This window comes from Prevotella sp. E9-3 (genome assembly GCF_022024015.1).
Taxonomy (GTDB): Bacteria; Bacteroidota; Bacteroidia; order Bacteroidales; family Bacteroidaceae; genus Prevotella.
This window is the reverse complement of record NZ_CP091786.1, coordinates 79,871-94,068: the sequence shown is the minus strand read 5'-3', so window position 1 is coordinate 94,068 and position 14,198 is coordinate 79,871. Positions and strand designations below refer to the sequence as shown.

Here is a 14,198-nt window from a genome sequence, read left to right as displayed (position 1 = left end):
TTTTTCCACCTAATAATATTTATAGGGCTTCTGCCCTTCTTATCTTCTCGCGCAGCTCTATGTTCTCGGTAATGAACTTTTCCAAGTGAACATTGCTGTCGCTGATGCGCCATCGCTGGAAAATAATAATGGCTACCAGTACCAGGATCACCAAAACCATGGTCACGCCCAATGCTACTGCTATGATAAATATCCATTCGTTGTTCAGCATATATCGTTTTACTTTTTTGTTTTCTGACTGCAAAATAACAAACCGCCAGCGAAACAGATGTCTCACTGGCGGAAAAGTATGTCTCAAATCTGAGAAAAATCAAAAAACGGCCATTTCATCGGGAATAACGCACACCCGGAAAATGGCAAAAAAGTTGTTTAGCGAAGGCCTTCCTCCTTTTCTTTGGCAACTGCACGGAACTCGGTACACGTCATACCATAGGCATTGCGGAACAGACGCGCCAGGGTGGCACGACTGGGAATACCCGACATTTCGCCGATGATGGCAATGGCATCATCAGTAGTTCTGAGCAGTCGGGCTACATGCTCCAAACGATAGCGGGTGATGAAGTCGGTAACGGTCTCGCCATGCGAACATTCATGAATGGCCTCAACCACATACCTGGCGTTGGTGCCAAGAAGCTGGGCAAGTATGTCACGGTTCAGGTTCTCGTCGGTATAGGGGTGCTGCTCTGCCATCAGCGTACAGATGCGACGGAAGAGTTGCTGTCCGGCAGTAAGACTTTCCTCGGGTTCGGCCTGCAACTGTTCTATGGCTTGCTGTTCCTGTCGTTCACGCTCTTCAATCTCGGCAAGCAGGCGGCGGTTCTTGGCAAGCAATATCCTATTGTGTACATGGGAGCGCCACAGGAAATAGGCAATCAAGATAGAGATAAGGAAAGCTGCAACGACAAGGATGCGATAGATGATGGCCGACTGACGACGGTTGGTGATTTCCTGTTCCTTCTGGCGGATGACCTCCTGCTGCTCTACATCGGTCTTACGCTCCTCAACATGGATGGAGTCGGTCAACTGGCGCATACGGTCGGACAGAGCCATCGCCTCATCATTATGCCCGGCCTTCTGCAGCGTCTTATAGAGGTTCATCATGTAGTTCTTGATGTAAGTGGTGTTGATGGCGCTGCCCTGAGCCAGATAGAGGGAGTCGGCCTGATGGAACAGGCGGATGGCTTCGTCGTAGCGGCCAATCATGGACAGATAGCGGGCTTCGCCTCCAATATCATATACCGACAACATTTCACCCTGCCGATGTTTCCGGTAGAGAGAGTCGGCCTTTTCATACTGACCATTGGCGGCATAGATCATAGCCTGACTGATGGTAATATTATTGTGGCGAATATGGCGAAGCATGTCGGGCAAGTTAGTGCAGCGGTCCATACGGGCCAGGGCTGTATCACCCTTAGCAATCAGGGGAAACGCCTTCTCAGGCATGCCTTGTTCCAGATAAAACTCCGTGGTCTCAATAACGGCCATGACCAGAGGGTCTATCACCCAGTAATCGTCAGTGTGTTTTACGCCGTTCATCATCAGGTCGATACTCTCCAGAAATAACTGTTCTGCCTTGTCGGGATGGTCCAGATGCAACTCGCAATCGCCTTTCTGAATCAGCACACGGCATTTCACTCGCAGGGCTACCTCGTTACTCATTTTGGATTCTCCGTCACCCTTCGCCCGTTCATTGTTAACGTCTTCAATAATCTCGTCGCATAAACGGAGAACCTTGCCGTTTTCTCCTTGTCGCGCCAACAACCCGTTGACCATAAGGACTACCGGATAATAGGAATCGGGATCGCTTTTGATTTCAGGATCGTTAAATATCCTTTCACCATAGAATATAGCCAGATGCGTGTGACCCATAGCTGCATGTGCGGAACTACGGATAAGGTCGGCTTCTGCTGTTGAGAATACACAGGCCCGTTCAGCACTGTCAACACGTTCCAGTATCTGTTCGGAGGTTTTATATAGCATTTTCTGATATTCCCGTCTCAGCCGTGTATTCTCCTCGCTACGTTCAGACTTTGAACAGGCCGACATCAATGCCAGCAACGTAAAAATTGTAATAAGGTGTATGGTCTGTTTCATTGGATTATTATTTCACTTAAAAAAGAGACAAACCGAAACTGAGTTGATGCATCTTTGGGCCGCGACCATCCTTGAAGTAGGTGTTGGGACTGTACTTCACATAAAGGTCGGGGAAGGAAGGGATGCCCAGTTCAAGATAGCCATCAACGGTAACAGGACGCTGACCAATACCGGTGGTCTTCACCTCATAGTCCTCATCATTGTAAGTATATTCGCGAGTGGTATGGGCACCAGTGTTGAAATTGACCAATGCACCAAGGGTGATATGCCATTTTCCTTTCTTATCGAAGTTGTGGGTATAGAGCAGGGGCACCTGCAGACTGAAAGCTACCATGGTGCTCTTTTTGTTGCTATCGCCTAAGCCATAAGACAAGAGCTGCATCTCGTTGGAACTGTTCTTTCCAAAGTACTTATCGTCGTTCAAACGGTAGTTGCGCCAGTCGAACATCAGACCTGTACTCCACACATTGCGCTTGCCAAAGGGATGCCAGTCGATAGTGCCGCCAAAAGACCATTCAAACGATGGCCATAAAGAGAAAGAATAATCGGAAGGGGCATTGAGCATGGTGTTCAAACCAAAGAGGAAATGGAGGTTGGTTTCAACAGTCTTGGTCTTCGTTATCGGTCTCGCAATATATTTCTTCGTAGTTTTTACTGTACGTTTAAAGGCTGAGGAATCGCTATATTCAATACGCTGATCATAGAGGTAATCGGCATTGTCCCTGGTACCTTTAATAACAATACGCTGCGCATTGCCGCCTGTCTCGATTGTCACTTTACCTACATTCTCAATAACGAGCGTGTCGCCCACTGTCTCGGCTTCTAACTGGGTAGCAGATACTCCTATCAGGGCCAATAGCAACAATGATTTTTTCATGCCTTTTCTATTAAAGATTAAGATTGATTCGTTCATTTAAGCGTTAAGTCATCTATATAAGCGATGTGTATATATGATTTGTCCGGTACAAAAATACAACTTTTTCAGTAAGCGAGAGTCGTTTCTAACCAAAAAATGAGAAAAAGTGGTTAACTTTGCACTTAAAAAGAGCAGAAAAGATGCAGAAAGATAGTTTTTCGACCTTGCCAACAGGACGTTTTGCACCATCGCCAACAGGACGCATGCACTTAGGAAACGTGTTTGGAGCGCTGCTGTCGTGGCTGTCGGCAAAGAGCAAAGGGGGCCAGTGGCTGCTGCGCATTGAGGATATAGACCCTCAGCGCTCGCGCCGTGAGTATGCCCAACTGCTGATGGACGACCTGCAGTGGCTGGGACTGTCGTGGGACGGTGAGCCCGTATATCAGAGTGAGCGGGGAGACATCTACGAACAGTATTTTCAGCAGTTGAAAGCGCAGGGCCTCACCTACCCCTGCTACTGTACACGCGCCGACCTGCTGGCCACACAGGCGCCCCACGAGAGCGACGGCCGTGTGGTCTATCCAGGCACCTGCCGGCCAAAGACTATAGGCACTATAGGCACTATAGATACTATAGGAACTATAAAAACTATAGCTCCCCCTGCCGCTCAGCGGCTCATAGTCCCTGACCGCGAGATTGCCTTTACCGATGGCCACTACGGAACACAGAGCATCAACCTGGCCAGCCATGTGGGCGATTTCATCATCCGCCGGAAAGACGGGGCCTGGGCCTACCAGATGGCCGTGGTGATCGACGATGCACTGATGGGCGTCAACGAAGTGGTACGAGGCCGCGACCTGCTGCTCTCTTCGCCTCAGCAGATCTATGTAGGTGAACTGTTAGGCTTCCATGCACCTGCCTTTATACACTTCCCCCTGTTGGTGAACGAGGCCGGTCAACGACTGTCAAAACGCGACCGGAGCCTGGACATGGGCGAACTGCGCCAACGGCACACACCACAGGAAATCATCGGTATGCTGGCCTTTCATGCCGGACTGCTGAAAGAGCCTCAGCCCGTAAGTCCCGATGAACTCATAAAAAAATTCGCATGGCAACAAGTACCATGCGAAGATATTACAATTAGAAATCTTTCTATCTAAAGGCTTATCAGGAATCTTTCTATCTAACAAAAAAGACTAATCAGGAATCTTTCTGTTTAACAATAAGTCTAATCAAAAATCGATCTGACAGACAGAATTATTCAGCGGCCTGTCCGTATTGCTGCCACGAGACATTCTCGGGGTTCCACTTATCCTTTGGTGTCTGCTCGCCTTCAGGATAGCCAATCACGATGGTACACAAAGGAATGACGGTTTCGGGCAATGCGAGCACCTCACTAATAGCCGATACACGCTCAGCGCTGGGATAAGTACCCGTCCACACTGCTCCTAAGCCAAGAGCGTGGGCAGCCAGCAGAATATTCTCGGTAGCTGCTGAGACGTCCTGAATCCAATAGGCACAGGCATCGCCTTCAAGAGCTTTGTCCATATCTCCGCAAGGAACGATGGCCAATGGGGCCTGACGCAGCATACCAGCATTGGGATTGGCAGCAGCCAACTTATCGAGCACTTCACGTTCGGTAACTACCACGAAATGCCAAGGCTGCTTGTTGACAGCAGAAGGAGCAGCCATACCAGCACGCAGAAGGGCTTCGATTTTCTCATTCTCTACAGTACGGTCTTTCTGATAACTGCGCACTGACGTACGAGTCATGATACAGTCAATAACAGCCTGTGAGGCATCATCTGTAACAGTCATTGTAGCTTTCTTTTCTTCTTGTGAACAACTTTGCAAACCACCCATCAAGAAAAGTGTTGCAATAAACAAAACAATTTGCTTCATATCGTAGATTTTTTATCGTTTTTACGGCGACAAAGGTAGAATATCTCTACGAAACTACAAAGAAAAAGCGTTGTTTTTTATCCTAAAAAGAACAGTCCTACTCCGATAAAGGAGATAACAGCCCCCACTACCGAACGCAAGGTGATGGGCTGACGGAACAGCCACCAAGAAGGAAGAATGATGATGATGGGGGTCAAAGCCATGAGCGTGGAGGCAATACCGGCAGGAGCATACTGCACAGCCATGAGCGAAAAGCCCACACCCATGAAGGGACCAAAGATGGTAGTCATGGTGACTACTGTCATGCCTTTCGCATCGTGCAGGGCAGTGCGAAGGGGCTGAAAGCCTTCACGAAAATAAAGAAGGAAACTAAAACCAATGATTCCGGCCACACAACGCAGGAAATTGGCACTGAAAGGAATGAGCCATTCAGGCAGTTGGGTGGTGTCGTAGTGGTCCATGCCTATCTTACTAAGCACCAGTCCGATGCCCTGACACATAGCGGCAGCAACGGCATAGAGCACGCCATTGAGCGGCAGTTTGAGCGATACCTTGTGATGCTCGCCACGTCCCAGTACCGAGATACTGATACCAGCCAGGGTGACGAGCATGGCCAGAATACTCATGGGCGACATTTCCTGACCTAATGTGATCCAGGCCATGAGGGCAGCGGCCAGCGGAGCCAGCGTCATAAACAGCTGACCATAGCGCGAACCTATAATAATATAACACTGGAACAAGCAGAAATCGCCAATCACATAGCCTACCAAGCCCGACAGCAACATCCATCCGCAGGACTGCCATGTGGTGCCTGAAGGCAGGGGCGAGCCTACAGCAACATAAAAAAGAACCAGTGAAAACAGGAGTGCCATGGCCATGCGAAGCACATTGAGCGTAAGATTGCCCAACCGTTTGCTGCCAAACTCACTTAAAAGAGCCGTGGCCGTCCATGAGAAGGCCACGCCAATAGATATTAATTCACCAACGTAATTCATCGGTGCAAAATTACTCAATATTCCTAAGTCTCTGCCTTTTATTCAGATTATTAGGCAGCTTTTGCAGTTTTTTAGCAATATGCCTGCTCGTGTACGCCTTTCACCGCTCTGCCAGAGGGGTCGTTCATATTCTTGAAAGCCTCGTCCCACTCTAAGGCTTTGGCGGTAGAGCAAGCCACACTGGCCTCTGAGGGCACACTACGGGCGGCTGAGTCGCTAGGGAAGTGTTCGGCAAAGATGCTGCGATAATAGTATTCCTCCTTGTTCTTCGGCGGATTGATGGGGAAGCGCTCTGCCGCATGTGCCATCTGCTCGTCGGTAACTGCTGCCGCCGTTACGGCCTTCAGCGTATCAATCCAGCTATAACCCACACCATCGCTGAACTGCTCTTTCTGTCGCCATACCACTTCATCAGGCAGCATGTCGGCAAAGGCTTCGCGCACTATGCGCTTCTCCATCGTTTTGCCCGGGCACATCTTAGCCTCTGGATTGGTGCGCATGGCCACATCCAGGAACTCTTTATCCAAGAACGGCACACGTCCTTCTACGCCCCAGGCAGAAAGACTCTTGTTGGCACGCAGACAGTCGTAGAGGTGGAGTTTGGAAAGCTTGCGCACGGTCTCCTCGTGAAACTCCTTTGCATTGGGAGCTTTGTGGAAATAGAGATAACCGCCGAAAATCTCGTCGGCACCTTCGCCACTGAGCACCATCTTGATGCCCATCGACTTGATGACACGTGCCAGCAGATACATAGGAGTAGAAGCGCGAACAGTGGTCACATCGTAGGTCTCAATGAAATAGATCACATCACGGATGGCATCGAGTCCTTCCTGAATGGTATAGTTGATTTCGTGATGAACAGTACCGATATGATCAGCCACGAGTTTTGCCTTTGCCAGGTCGGGAGCGCCTTTCAGTCCTACGGCAAACGAGTGCAGACGGGGCCAGTAGGCTTTTGTCTTGGAGTCGTCCTCAATACGCATCTCACTGTATTTCTCGGCGATGGCAGAGATAACGCTCGAATCCAAACCGCCCGAGAGCAGTACACCATAAGGCACATCACTCATCAGCTGACGCTTAACGGCATCCTCCAGTGCATCGTGGATAGCCTCAACAGAAGCAGGATTATCCTTCACGGCATCGTACTCCATCCAGTCGCGATGGTAGTAGCGCTTACACTCTACACTAGGACTCCAAAGATAGTGTCCTGGCAGGAAGGGCTCGTAACGTTCGCACTGTCCTTCGAGGGCTTTCAGTTCGGAGGCTACATAGACGGTGCCGTCACTGTCGTAACCGATGTAGAGGGGGATGACACCGATGGGGTCGCGGGCTATCAGAAAGGCATCGCGCTCTTCATCGTAGAGTGCAAAGGCAAAGATACCATTTAGCTGTTCCAAGAAGGAGTCAAGCCCTACCCCATCCCCAAGAGAAGAGGACTGCTGGCGCCACTCTTTATACAGTGCCAGGATAACCTCGCAGTCGCTACCCGTCTGAAACTCGTACTTACCGGCAAAGCGGCGACGAATCTCCTGATGGTTGTAGATTTCGCCATTCACGGCCAGCACCTGTTTCCTGTCGGGACTATACAATGGCTGACCTCCCGATTCAGGATCGACGATACTCAGGCGCTCATGGGCCAGAATGGCGGATTCTCCTGTGTAGATACCGCTCCAATCAGGACCGCGATGACGGATTTTCTGACTCATCTTCAGAGCTTTCTGACGCAAAGCCTGCATCTGCTCTTTCTCGTTATTGGTCTGGCTGACGCCCTTTTGCGCAGCCGGATGAAAGATTGCAACGATTCCACACATAGTTATTATCTACAAATTAAAAAGTTAATTAAACATACGACAAATACAGATAGTTGGTCTGCGCAGGATACTCAGCAGCCAGCGTATCAATCTGGTTGACGGTGGGCACTACACCCAGTTCCTTACGCCACTCACGCACGGTGAGACCAGCCTGCTCCATGTTCATATCGTTCTCCAGTCCGAGTGCACGACCAATCTGGAAGTCTGAGAAGCCATAGACCTTAGCCTGATACAGCAGTTCTACGAACTCGGGCGCTTCAAGGTATTCCAGCAACTCGCTGTTGTCCATGAACGATACCAGTTCGGACAGCTGGGCAAACTGTTTCAGCCGATGGTCGAGATTGACGATGTGCAGGAGTTTCTCCAGGAACCAACGGTCAATCTTCGTAAGACTGTGAATCTGTTCGACGGTATAACCCATCTGAATGGCTTTCGACAATACGAAGATGCGGTTGTCGGTGGCATGCTGAAGGGCATAGCAGATATCATCAACACGCAGTTCCTTGTTTTCTACGAAACCGTGCATGCCTTGTCCTATCATGCGCAGGCCTTTCTGAATAGCCTCTTCAAAGGTTCGACCGATGGCCATCACCTCACCCACACTCTTCATGGACGAGCCTAACTGGTGGCTCACGCCATGGAACTTCGAAAGGTCCCAACGTGGAATCTTACATACCACATAGTCGAGGGCAGGCTCAAAGAAGGCTGAGGTGGTCTTCGTCACCGAGTTCTTCAGGTCGAACAGACCATAGCCTAACGACAGCTTGGCTGCCACGAAAGCAAGAGGATAGCCGGTAGCCTTTGATGCCAGAGCTGAGGAGCGCGACAAACGGGCGTTGACCTCAATCACACGATAGTCTTCGGAGTTGGGATCAAGAGCATACTGCACGTTGCACTCGCCTACGATGCCCACATGGCGGATAATCTTGATGGCCAGTTCACGCAATTTGTGATACTCGGCATTGGAAAGGGTCTGTGAAGGAGCTACCACAATAGACTCACCGGTATGGATGCCTAAGGGATCGAAATTCTCCATGTTACAAACGGTGATACAGTTATCGAAACGGTCGCGCACCACCTCGTACTCTATCTCTTTCCAGCCACGCAGACTCTTCTCTACCAGCACCTGTGGCGAGAAGGAGAAAGCCTCTTCGGCCTGTGCCAGCAGTTCCTCGTCGTTGTCGCAGAAACCAGAACCCAGTCCGCCCAAGGCATAGGCAGCACGGAGAATAACGGGATAGCCCAGTTCGCCAGCCGCCTTCTTCACTTCCTCAACTGTTGAACAGGCCTGACTCTTGATGGTCTTCACACCAATCTCGTCGAGCTTGCGCACAAAGAGGTCACGGTCCTCAGTATCGATAATAGACTGCACCGGTGTACCCAGTACTTTGACGCCATATTTCTCGAACACGCCTTTCTGATAGAGTTCCACGCCACAGTTCAGGGCTGTCTGACCACCGAAACTGAGCAGGATACCGTCGGGGCGCTCTTTCTCAATGACACGCTCCACGAAATCGGGGGTCACTGGTTGGAAATATACTTTGTCGGCAACATCCTTAGAGGTCTGCACCGTAGCAATATTCGGGTTGATGAGGACGGTCTCTATACCTTCCTCCTTCATGGCTTTCAGCGCCTGCGAACCACTATAGTCAAACTCACCAGCCTGTCCTATCTTCAAGGCACCAGAGCCGAGGAGGAGAACTTTTTTGAGTGTAGAGTGTAGAGTGGATAGTGTAGAGTTTGCTACCGCAGCGGGAGCCTCATTGACTTTTTCTTGTGAAGATTTCTGCGGAGCGGTAGCAAACTCTACACTATCCACTCTACACTCTTCACTTATTAAAGCGACGAACTCATCGAACATCCACTCCGTGTCGGTGGGTCCGCTGCAGGCTTCGGGGTGGAACTGTGCCGAGAACCAAGGATTCGTCTTGTGACGGATACCCTCGTTAGAGCCATCGTTCATATTGATGAAGAGAGGTTCCCATTCGGCGGGAAGGGTCTTGTCGTCAACGGCATAGCCATGGTTCTGTGAGGTGATGAAGCACTTGTTGGTACCCACCATTCTTACAGGCTGGTTATGACTGCGATGACCATATTTCAGTTTATAGGTCTTTGCACCTGCAGCACGGGCCAGCAACTGATTGCCCAAGCAGATACCCATCAAAGGCCTGATAGCCTCATCCCCAACCTTTTTCAATTCCGTCTCCAAGAAAGTCCTGATGTGTCTCACCGCCACATCGCATTGCTCAGGGTCGCCAGGACCATTGGCCAAGAAGAGTCCGTCGAACTCCAACTGATTGAAGTCATAGTCCCAAGGCACGCGCACCACCTCTACTCCACGCTTCAAAAGACAACGGATGATGTTTGCCTTCACACCGCAATCTACAAGAACAACCTTTTTCAGGTGAGAGGTGAGAGATCTCGCCTTGCGAGCGACCAAAGGTCGAGCGGAGAGTTGAGAGGTGTCTGGCTTGTAGGTAATCACTTCCTTGCAGCTTACCTGCTCCACCCAGTTGACAGATCCGTAATCTTGAGGAGCTTTAGAGTGTAGAGTGTAGAGTGTAGAGTTTGCTACCGCTGCGGTAGCCTCATTGACTTTTTCTTGTGAAGATTTCTGCGGAGCGGTAGCAAACTCTACACTATCCACTCTACACTCTACACTCTCCACTCTACACTCTACACTATCAAGACTGATTCTTCCCATCATCACGCCATGCTCACGCAACAGTTTGGTGAGGCGACGGGTATCGACTCCTGTGATGGCGGGCACCTTTTCACGTTTCAGCCAGTCGGCCAGCGACTCCTTTGCATTCCAATGGGAGAACTGTGTGCTGTAGTCGGCCACTACCAGTGCCTTGACATGGATGCGGTCACTCTCCATAAAGGTGGGCAGACCATTGCTTTCCACCGCTGTTGACGGTACACCATAGTTGCCTGCCAGTGGGAAGGTCATGGTGAGAATCTGTCCGGCATAACTGGGATCGGTCAGACTCTCCGGATAACCAGTCATGGCGGTATTGAAAACCACCTCACCAACTACACTGCCATCTTGCTCGCCAGCAAGTTCGCCTTCATAGCCAAACGACCAGCCTGTGAACTGGCTGCCGTCATCTAATGTTAATGTTGCTTTCTTCATCGATACTATTTTAATTGCAATTTCAATACTTTCTCTACATAGTTTACAAAGGCCCTATTCACCAGTCGTACACCGCCGGGTGTAGGATAGCGGCCCGTGAAATACCAGTCGCCGGGATGGTTGGGACAGGCCTCGTGCAGTCCCTCGATGCTCTGATATACCAGTTCGATAGGCGTCTGCATACCCTCGGGGCGCAGCATCTCAACAATCTTGGTGTTGATCTCCTCAACGGTAAAGGGAGCATAGATTTTCCTTACATGATTCTCAGCACAGGGCTCTTCCTTACATTTCCGATAAACATCCTGAATGAGATGAAGTCCGTCCTTTTCCTTGAGCAGTTCGATGGCTGCACGGAAGGCACACAACTCTTCGAGTCGGGCCATGTCGATACCATAGAAATCGGGATAACGGATCTGTGGCGACGAGCTGACCATTACAATTTTCTTGGGATGCAGACGGTCCAGAATCTTGAAGATGCTCTCCTTCAGGGTGGTGCCGCGCACAATGGAGTCGTCGATAATCACGAGGTTGTCCTCGTAGGGTTTCAGCGAACCGTAGCTGATGTCATAGACATGGGCAGCCAGGTCGTTTCGCTCCGAGTTGTCGGTAATGAACGTACGAAGCTTGATGTCTTTCCAGACAACCTTTTCCGCACGCACATCACCATTCAACTGTCGGACACCGTCGGTCATGCCGTAATAGGCCACTTCGGCGGTGTTGGGAATATATGAAAAAACTGTGTTGGTTACGTCGCCATTGATAGCTTTGATAATGGCCGGTGTGAGCTGTTGGCCCAGTTTCTTACGCTCGCTGTAGATATCGCGGTCACTGCCACGACTGAAATAGATGCGCTCGAACGAGCAGCGGGCATTCTGTTTAGGTTCCTGAATCTGCTCCAGACAAATCTCACCGTTCTTATGAACAATGATGGCCTGTCCGGGAAGCAGTTCTTTGATGTTATCAGTATCGAGATTGAAGGTTGTCTGTATCACGGGGCGTTCACTGGCCAGCACCATCACCTCATCGTCGTGATAGTAGAAGGCTGGTCGGATGCCCCAGGGGTCGCGCACGGCAAACATCTCACCACTACCGGTGAGTCCGCACATCACATATCCGCCGTCGAAATGGGTCATCGTGGTGCGCAGCACATTGGCCATTTCCACGTGGTTGTCAATATACAGTGTGATGTCGGTGCCCTGAAGGCCACGTGCCTTGGCTTCTTCGTAGAGTCGTTCCACCTCACGGTCCAATCGGTGGCCCATCAGTTCAAGGGTGATATAAGAGTCGCTATAGATACGGGGCGACTGTCCCTGACTGGTAAGGAAGGAGAACACCTCTTCGATATTCGTCATATTGAAATTGCCGCAGAGACAGAGGTTCTTGGCCCGCCAGTTGTTTCGTCTAAGGAAAGGATGCACATAGGTCAGTCCGCTCTTGCCGGTAGTGGAATAGCGCAGATGTCCCATCAGCAACTGGGAATTGAGAATAGAGAACTGAGCATCGTCATTTCCATCGCTCAGCTTTCCGTTGCCTATTCTCTTGAAAATCTCTGTTATCGCATCTTTTCCCTCAGCCTTCTCACGAAACATATATTCCGAACCAGGCTCCGTGCACAGGTTCACTGCAGCAAAGCCTGCACCTTCCTGTCCGCGGTTGTGCTGTTTCTCCATCATCAGATACAGCTTGTTGAAACCATAGGCTATAGTGCCGTATTTCTTTTCGTAATATTCCTGTGGTTTTAGCAGGCGAATCATTGCCACACCACACTCATGTTTCAGTTGCTCCATTTCTTTTCGGATTACTCAGATTACTCAGAACAAGTTTTGACAAAGCTCATAAACAGGGGGTGCGGATGCAACACTGTCGAAGAGTATTCCGGATGGAACTGGGTACCGATGTACCAGCGCTTTTCGGGTATTTCAACGATCTCCACCAGTTGAGCGTCGGGATTGATGCCAACGCACTTCATGCCGGCAGCCTCGTACTCTTTCTGATACTCGTTGTTGAACTCATAGCGATGACGGTGGCGCTCGCGAATCAATTTCTCTTCGTCATAGGCCTCCCATGTGCGACTACCCTCAACCAGTTCACAGTCGTAGGCGCCCAATCGCATGGTACCGCCCATCTGGGTGATGGATTTCTGCTCCTCCATGATGTCTATGACGTTGTGCTTTGTATCAGCATCCATCTCAACGCTGTTGGCATCCTTGTAGCACAGCACATTACGGGCAAACTCGATAACCATCATCTGCATACCCAGACAGATGCCAAAGGTGGGAATATCGTTAGTACGCGTGTATTCAGCAGCGATAATCTTACCCTCAATGCCACGACTGCCGAAACCTGGACAGATCACCACGCCTTGCATGCCTTTAAGTTTATCGGCAACATTCTCTTTGGTGACTTCCTCGCTATTGATGAAATGAATCTTCAGTTTCACATCATTATAGATACCGGCCAGGTTGAGACTCTCGCGTATGCTCTTATAAGCATCCTGCAAATCATACTTACCCACCAAACCTACATGAACCTCGCGGGTAGCATTGCGCTGCTTGTCGAGGAATGTGTGCCAGGGTTTCATGGCTGGTGTCTCACCCACAGGGATGCCTATCTTGCGCAGGATGGCTGCATCGAGCCCTTGACGCTGCATGTTAACGGGCACCTCGTAGATGGATGGCAGGTCTTCACTCTGCACCACGCACTCCAGGTCAACATTGCAAAATGAAGCCACCTTCATGCGCATGTTATCGTCCAGATGTTGCTCTGTGCGAAGTACCAGTATATCCGGCTGTATGCCCATCGACTGCAGTTCTTTCACACTGTGCTGGGTGGGCTTGGTCTTCAGTTCGCCGGCAGCTTTCAGGTAAGGTACGTAGGTAAGGTGTACGCATACGGCGTTGCGCCCCAACTGGTAGCGCAACTGTCGGATGGCCTCCATGAAGGGTGCGCTCTCTATGTCGCCAATGGTGCCTCCCACTTCGGTAATCACGAAGTCGTAGGCCTCACCCGCCCCCTCCCTCAGCATACGTCTCTTTATCTCATCGGTGATATGTGGCACCACCTGAATGGTCTTGCCCAGATAATCACCGCGGCGCTCACGTTCTATCACGCTCAGGTAGATACGACCCGTTGTCACGCTATTGTTGCGAGTGGTCTCAATACCTGTAAAACGCTCATAATGACCCAAATCCAAATCGGTCTCCATGCCGTCAGCCGTTACATAGCATTCTCCATGCTCGTAAGGGTTCAGCGTACCTGGGTCAATGTTAATATAAGGATCGAATTTCTGAATAGTGATTTTGTAACCTCTCGCTTGGAGCAATTTTCCTATTGATGCAGAGATAATACCCTTGCCAAGCGATGAGACAACGCCTCCGGTGATAAAGATATATTTTGTATCCATA

Annotated in this window: 9 protein-coding genes and 2 pseudogenes; 1 reads left to right on the top strand and 10 read right to left on the bottom strand. The window is 50.2% G+C overall.

What is annotated here, in order from left to right; translation table 11 throughout:
- Positions 1 to 19: 19 nt before the first annotated feature.
- From L6475_RS00320 to L6475_RS00310, 3 genes are all read right to left on the bottom strand, one after another.
- Entirely contained in the window at positions 20 to 211 is a 192-nt protein-coding gene (locus L6475_RS00320) for a hypothetical protein (RefSeq protein ID WP_237821390.1), read from the bottom strand.
- A 158-nt stretch (positions 212 to 369) separates the two neighbouring features.
- Positions 370 to 2,094, bottom strand: a complete 1,725-nt coding sequence (locus tag L6475_RS00315) for a helix-turn-helix domain-containing protein (RefSeq protein WP_237821388.1) — start codon at positions 2,092 to 2,094, stop codon at positions 370 to 372.
- Positions 2,095 to 2,110: 16 nt separating this feature from the next.
- Positions 2,111 to 2,971: an outer membrane beta-barrel protein gene (locus L6475_RS00310; RefSeq protein WP_237821386.1), complete on the bottom strand. Its 861-nt coding sequence runs from the start codon at positions 2,969 to 2,971 to the stop codon at positions 2,111 to 2,113.
- A 179-nt stretch (positions 2,972 to 3,150) separates the two neighbouring features.
- Between L6475_RS00310 and gluQRS the strand changes: the two genes are divergently transcribed.
- The gene (gluQRS, locus tag L6475_RS00305) at positions 3,151 to 4,110 is read left to right on the top strand and encodes a tRNA glutamyl-Q(34) synthetase GluQRS (RefSeq protein WP_237821384.1); all 960 of its coding nucleotides are present in this window, start codon (positions 3,151 to 3,153) and stop codon (positions 4,108 to 4,110) included.
- Between the two features lie 97 nt (positions 4,111 to 4,207).
- Here gluQRS and L6475_RS00300 read toward each other — a convergent pair whose 3' ends face one another.
- From L6475_RS00300 to L6475_RS00275, 7 genes and pseudogenes are all read right to left on the bottom strand, one after another.
- Positions 4,208 to 4,852, bottom strand: coding sequence for a nitroreductase family protein (locus tag L6475_RS00300; RefSeq protein ID WP_237821382.1), 645 nt, complete (start codon positions 4,850 to 4,852; stop codon positions 4,208 to 4,210).
- A gap of 77 nt (positions 4,853 to 4,929) precedes the next feature.
- The gene (locus tag L6475_RS00295) at positions 4,930 to 5,847 is read right to left on the bottom strand and encodes a DMT family transporter (RefSeq protein WP_237821380.1); all 918 of its coding nucleotides are present in this window, start codon (positions 5,845 to 5,847) and stop codon (positions 4,930 to 4,932) included.
- Positions 5,848 to 5,918: 71 nt separating this feature from the next.
- Complete coding sequence (asnB, locus tag L6475_RS00290; protein WP_255777552.1) at positions 5,919 to 7,658, bottom strand: asparagine synthase B; 1,740 nt, start codon at positions 7,656 to 7,658, stop codon at positions 5,919 to 5,921.
- Positions 7,659 to 7,692: 34 nt separating this feature from the next.
- A pseudogene (carB, locus tag L6475_RS14515) lies at positions 7,693 to 9,336 on the bottom strand (carbamoyl-phosphate synthase large subunit); the annotation flags it as partial.
- Between the two features lie 207 nt (positions 9,337 to 9,543).
- A pseudogene (gene carA / locus L6475_RS14510) lies at positions 9,544 to 10,794 on the bottom strand (glutamine-hydrolyzing carbamoyl-phosphate synthase small subunit); the annotation flags it as partial.
- A 5-nt stretch (positions 10,795 to 10,799) separates the two neighbouring features.
- Positions 10,800 to 12,581, bottom strand: a complete 1,782-nt coding sequence (locus L6475_RS00280; RefSeq protein ID WP_237821378.1) for an amidophosphoribosyltransferase — start codon at positions 12,579 to 12,581, stop codon at positions 10,800 to 10,802.
- A gap of 20 nt (positions 12,582 to 12,601) precedes the next feature.
- Positions 12,602 to 14,197 carry a CTP synthase gene (locus L6475_RS00275; protein WP_237821376.1) on the bottom strand — a complete coding sequence of 532 codons (1,596 nt, stop codon included), beginning with the start codon at positions 14,195 to 14,197 and terminating at the stop codon, positions 12,602 to 12,604.
- Between the last annotated feature and the right edge of the window lies 1 nt (position 14,198).

Coding starts and splice junctions, on each gene's coding strand:
- L6475_RS00295 (WP_237821380.1), bottom strand. CDS start 5,847: ATGAATTACGTTGGTGAATTAATATCTATTGGCGTGGCCTTCTCATGG.
- L6475_RS00315 (WP_237821388.1), bottom strand. CDS start 2,094: ATGAAACAGACCATACACCTTATTACAATTTTTACGTTGCTGGCATTG.
- gluQRS (WP_237821384.1), top strand. CDS start 3,151: ATGCAGAAAGATAGTTTTTCGACCTTGCCAACAGGACGTTTTGCACCA.
- L6475_RS00300 (WP_237821382.1), bottom strand. CDS start 4,852: ATGAAGCAAATTGTTTTGTTTATTGCAACACTTTTCTTGATGGGTGGT.
- L6475_RS00310 (WP_237821386.1), bottom strand. CDS start 2,971: ATGAAAAAATCATTGTTGCTATTGGCCCTGATAGGAGTATCTGCTACC.
- L6475_RS00280 (WP_237821378.1), bottom strand. CDS start 12,581: ATGGAGCAACTGAAACATGAGTGTGGTGTGGCAATGATTCGCCTGCTA.
- asnB (WP_255777552.1), bottom strand. CDS start 7,658: ATGTGTGGAATCGTTGCAATCTTTCATCCGGCTGCGCAAAAGGGCGTC.
- L6475_RS00275 (WP_237821376.1), bottom strand. CDS start 14,197: ATGGATACAAAATATATCTTTATCACCGGAGGCGTTGTCTCATCGCTT.
- L6475_RS00320 (WP_237821390.1), bottom strand. CDS start 211: ATGCTGAACAACGAATGGATATTTATCATAGCAGTAGCATTGGGCGTG.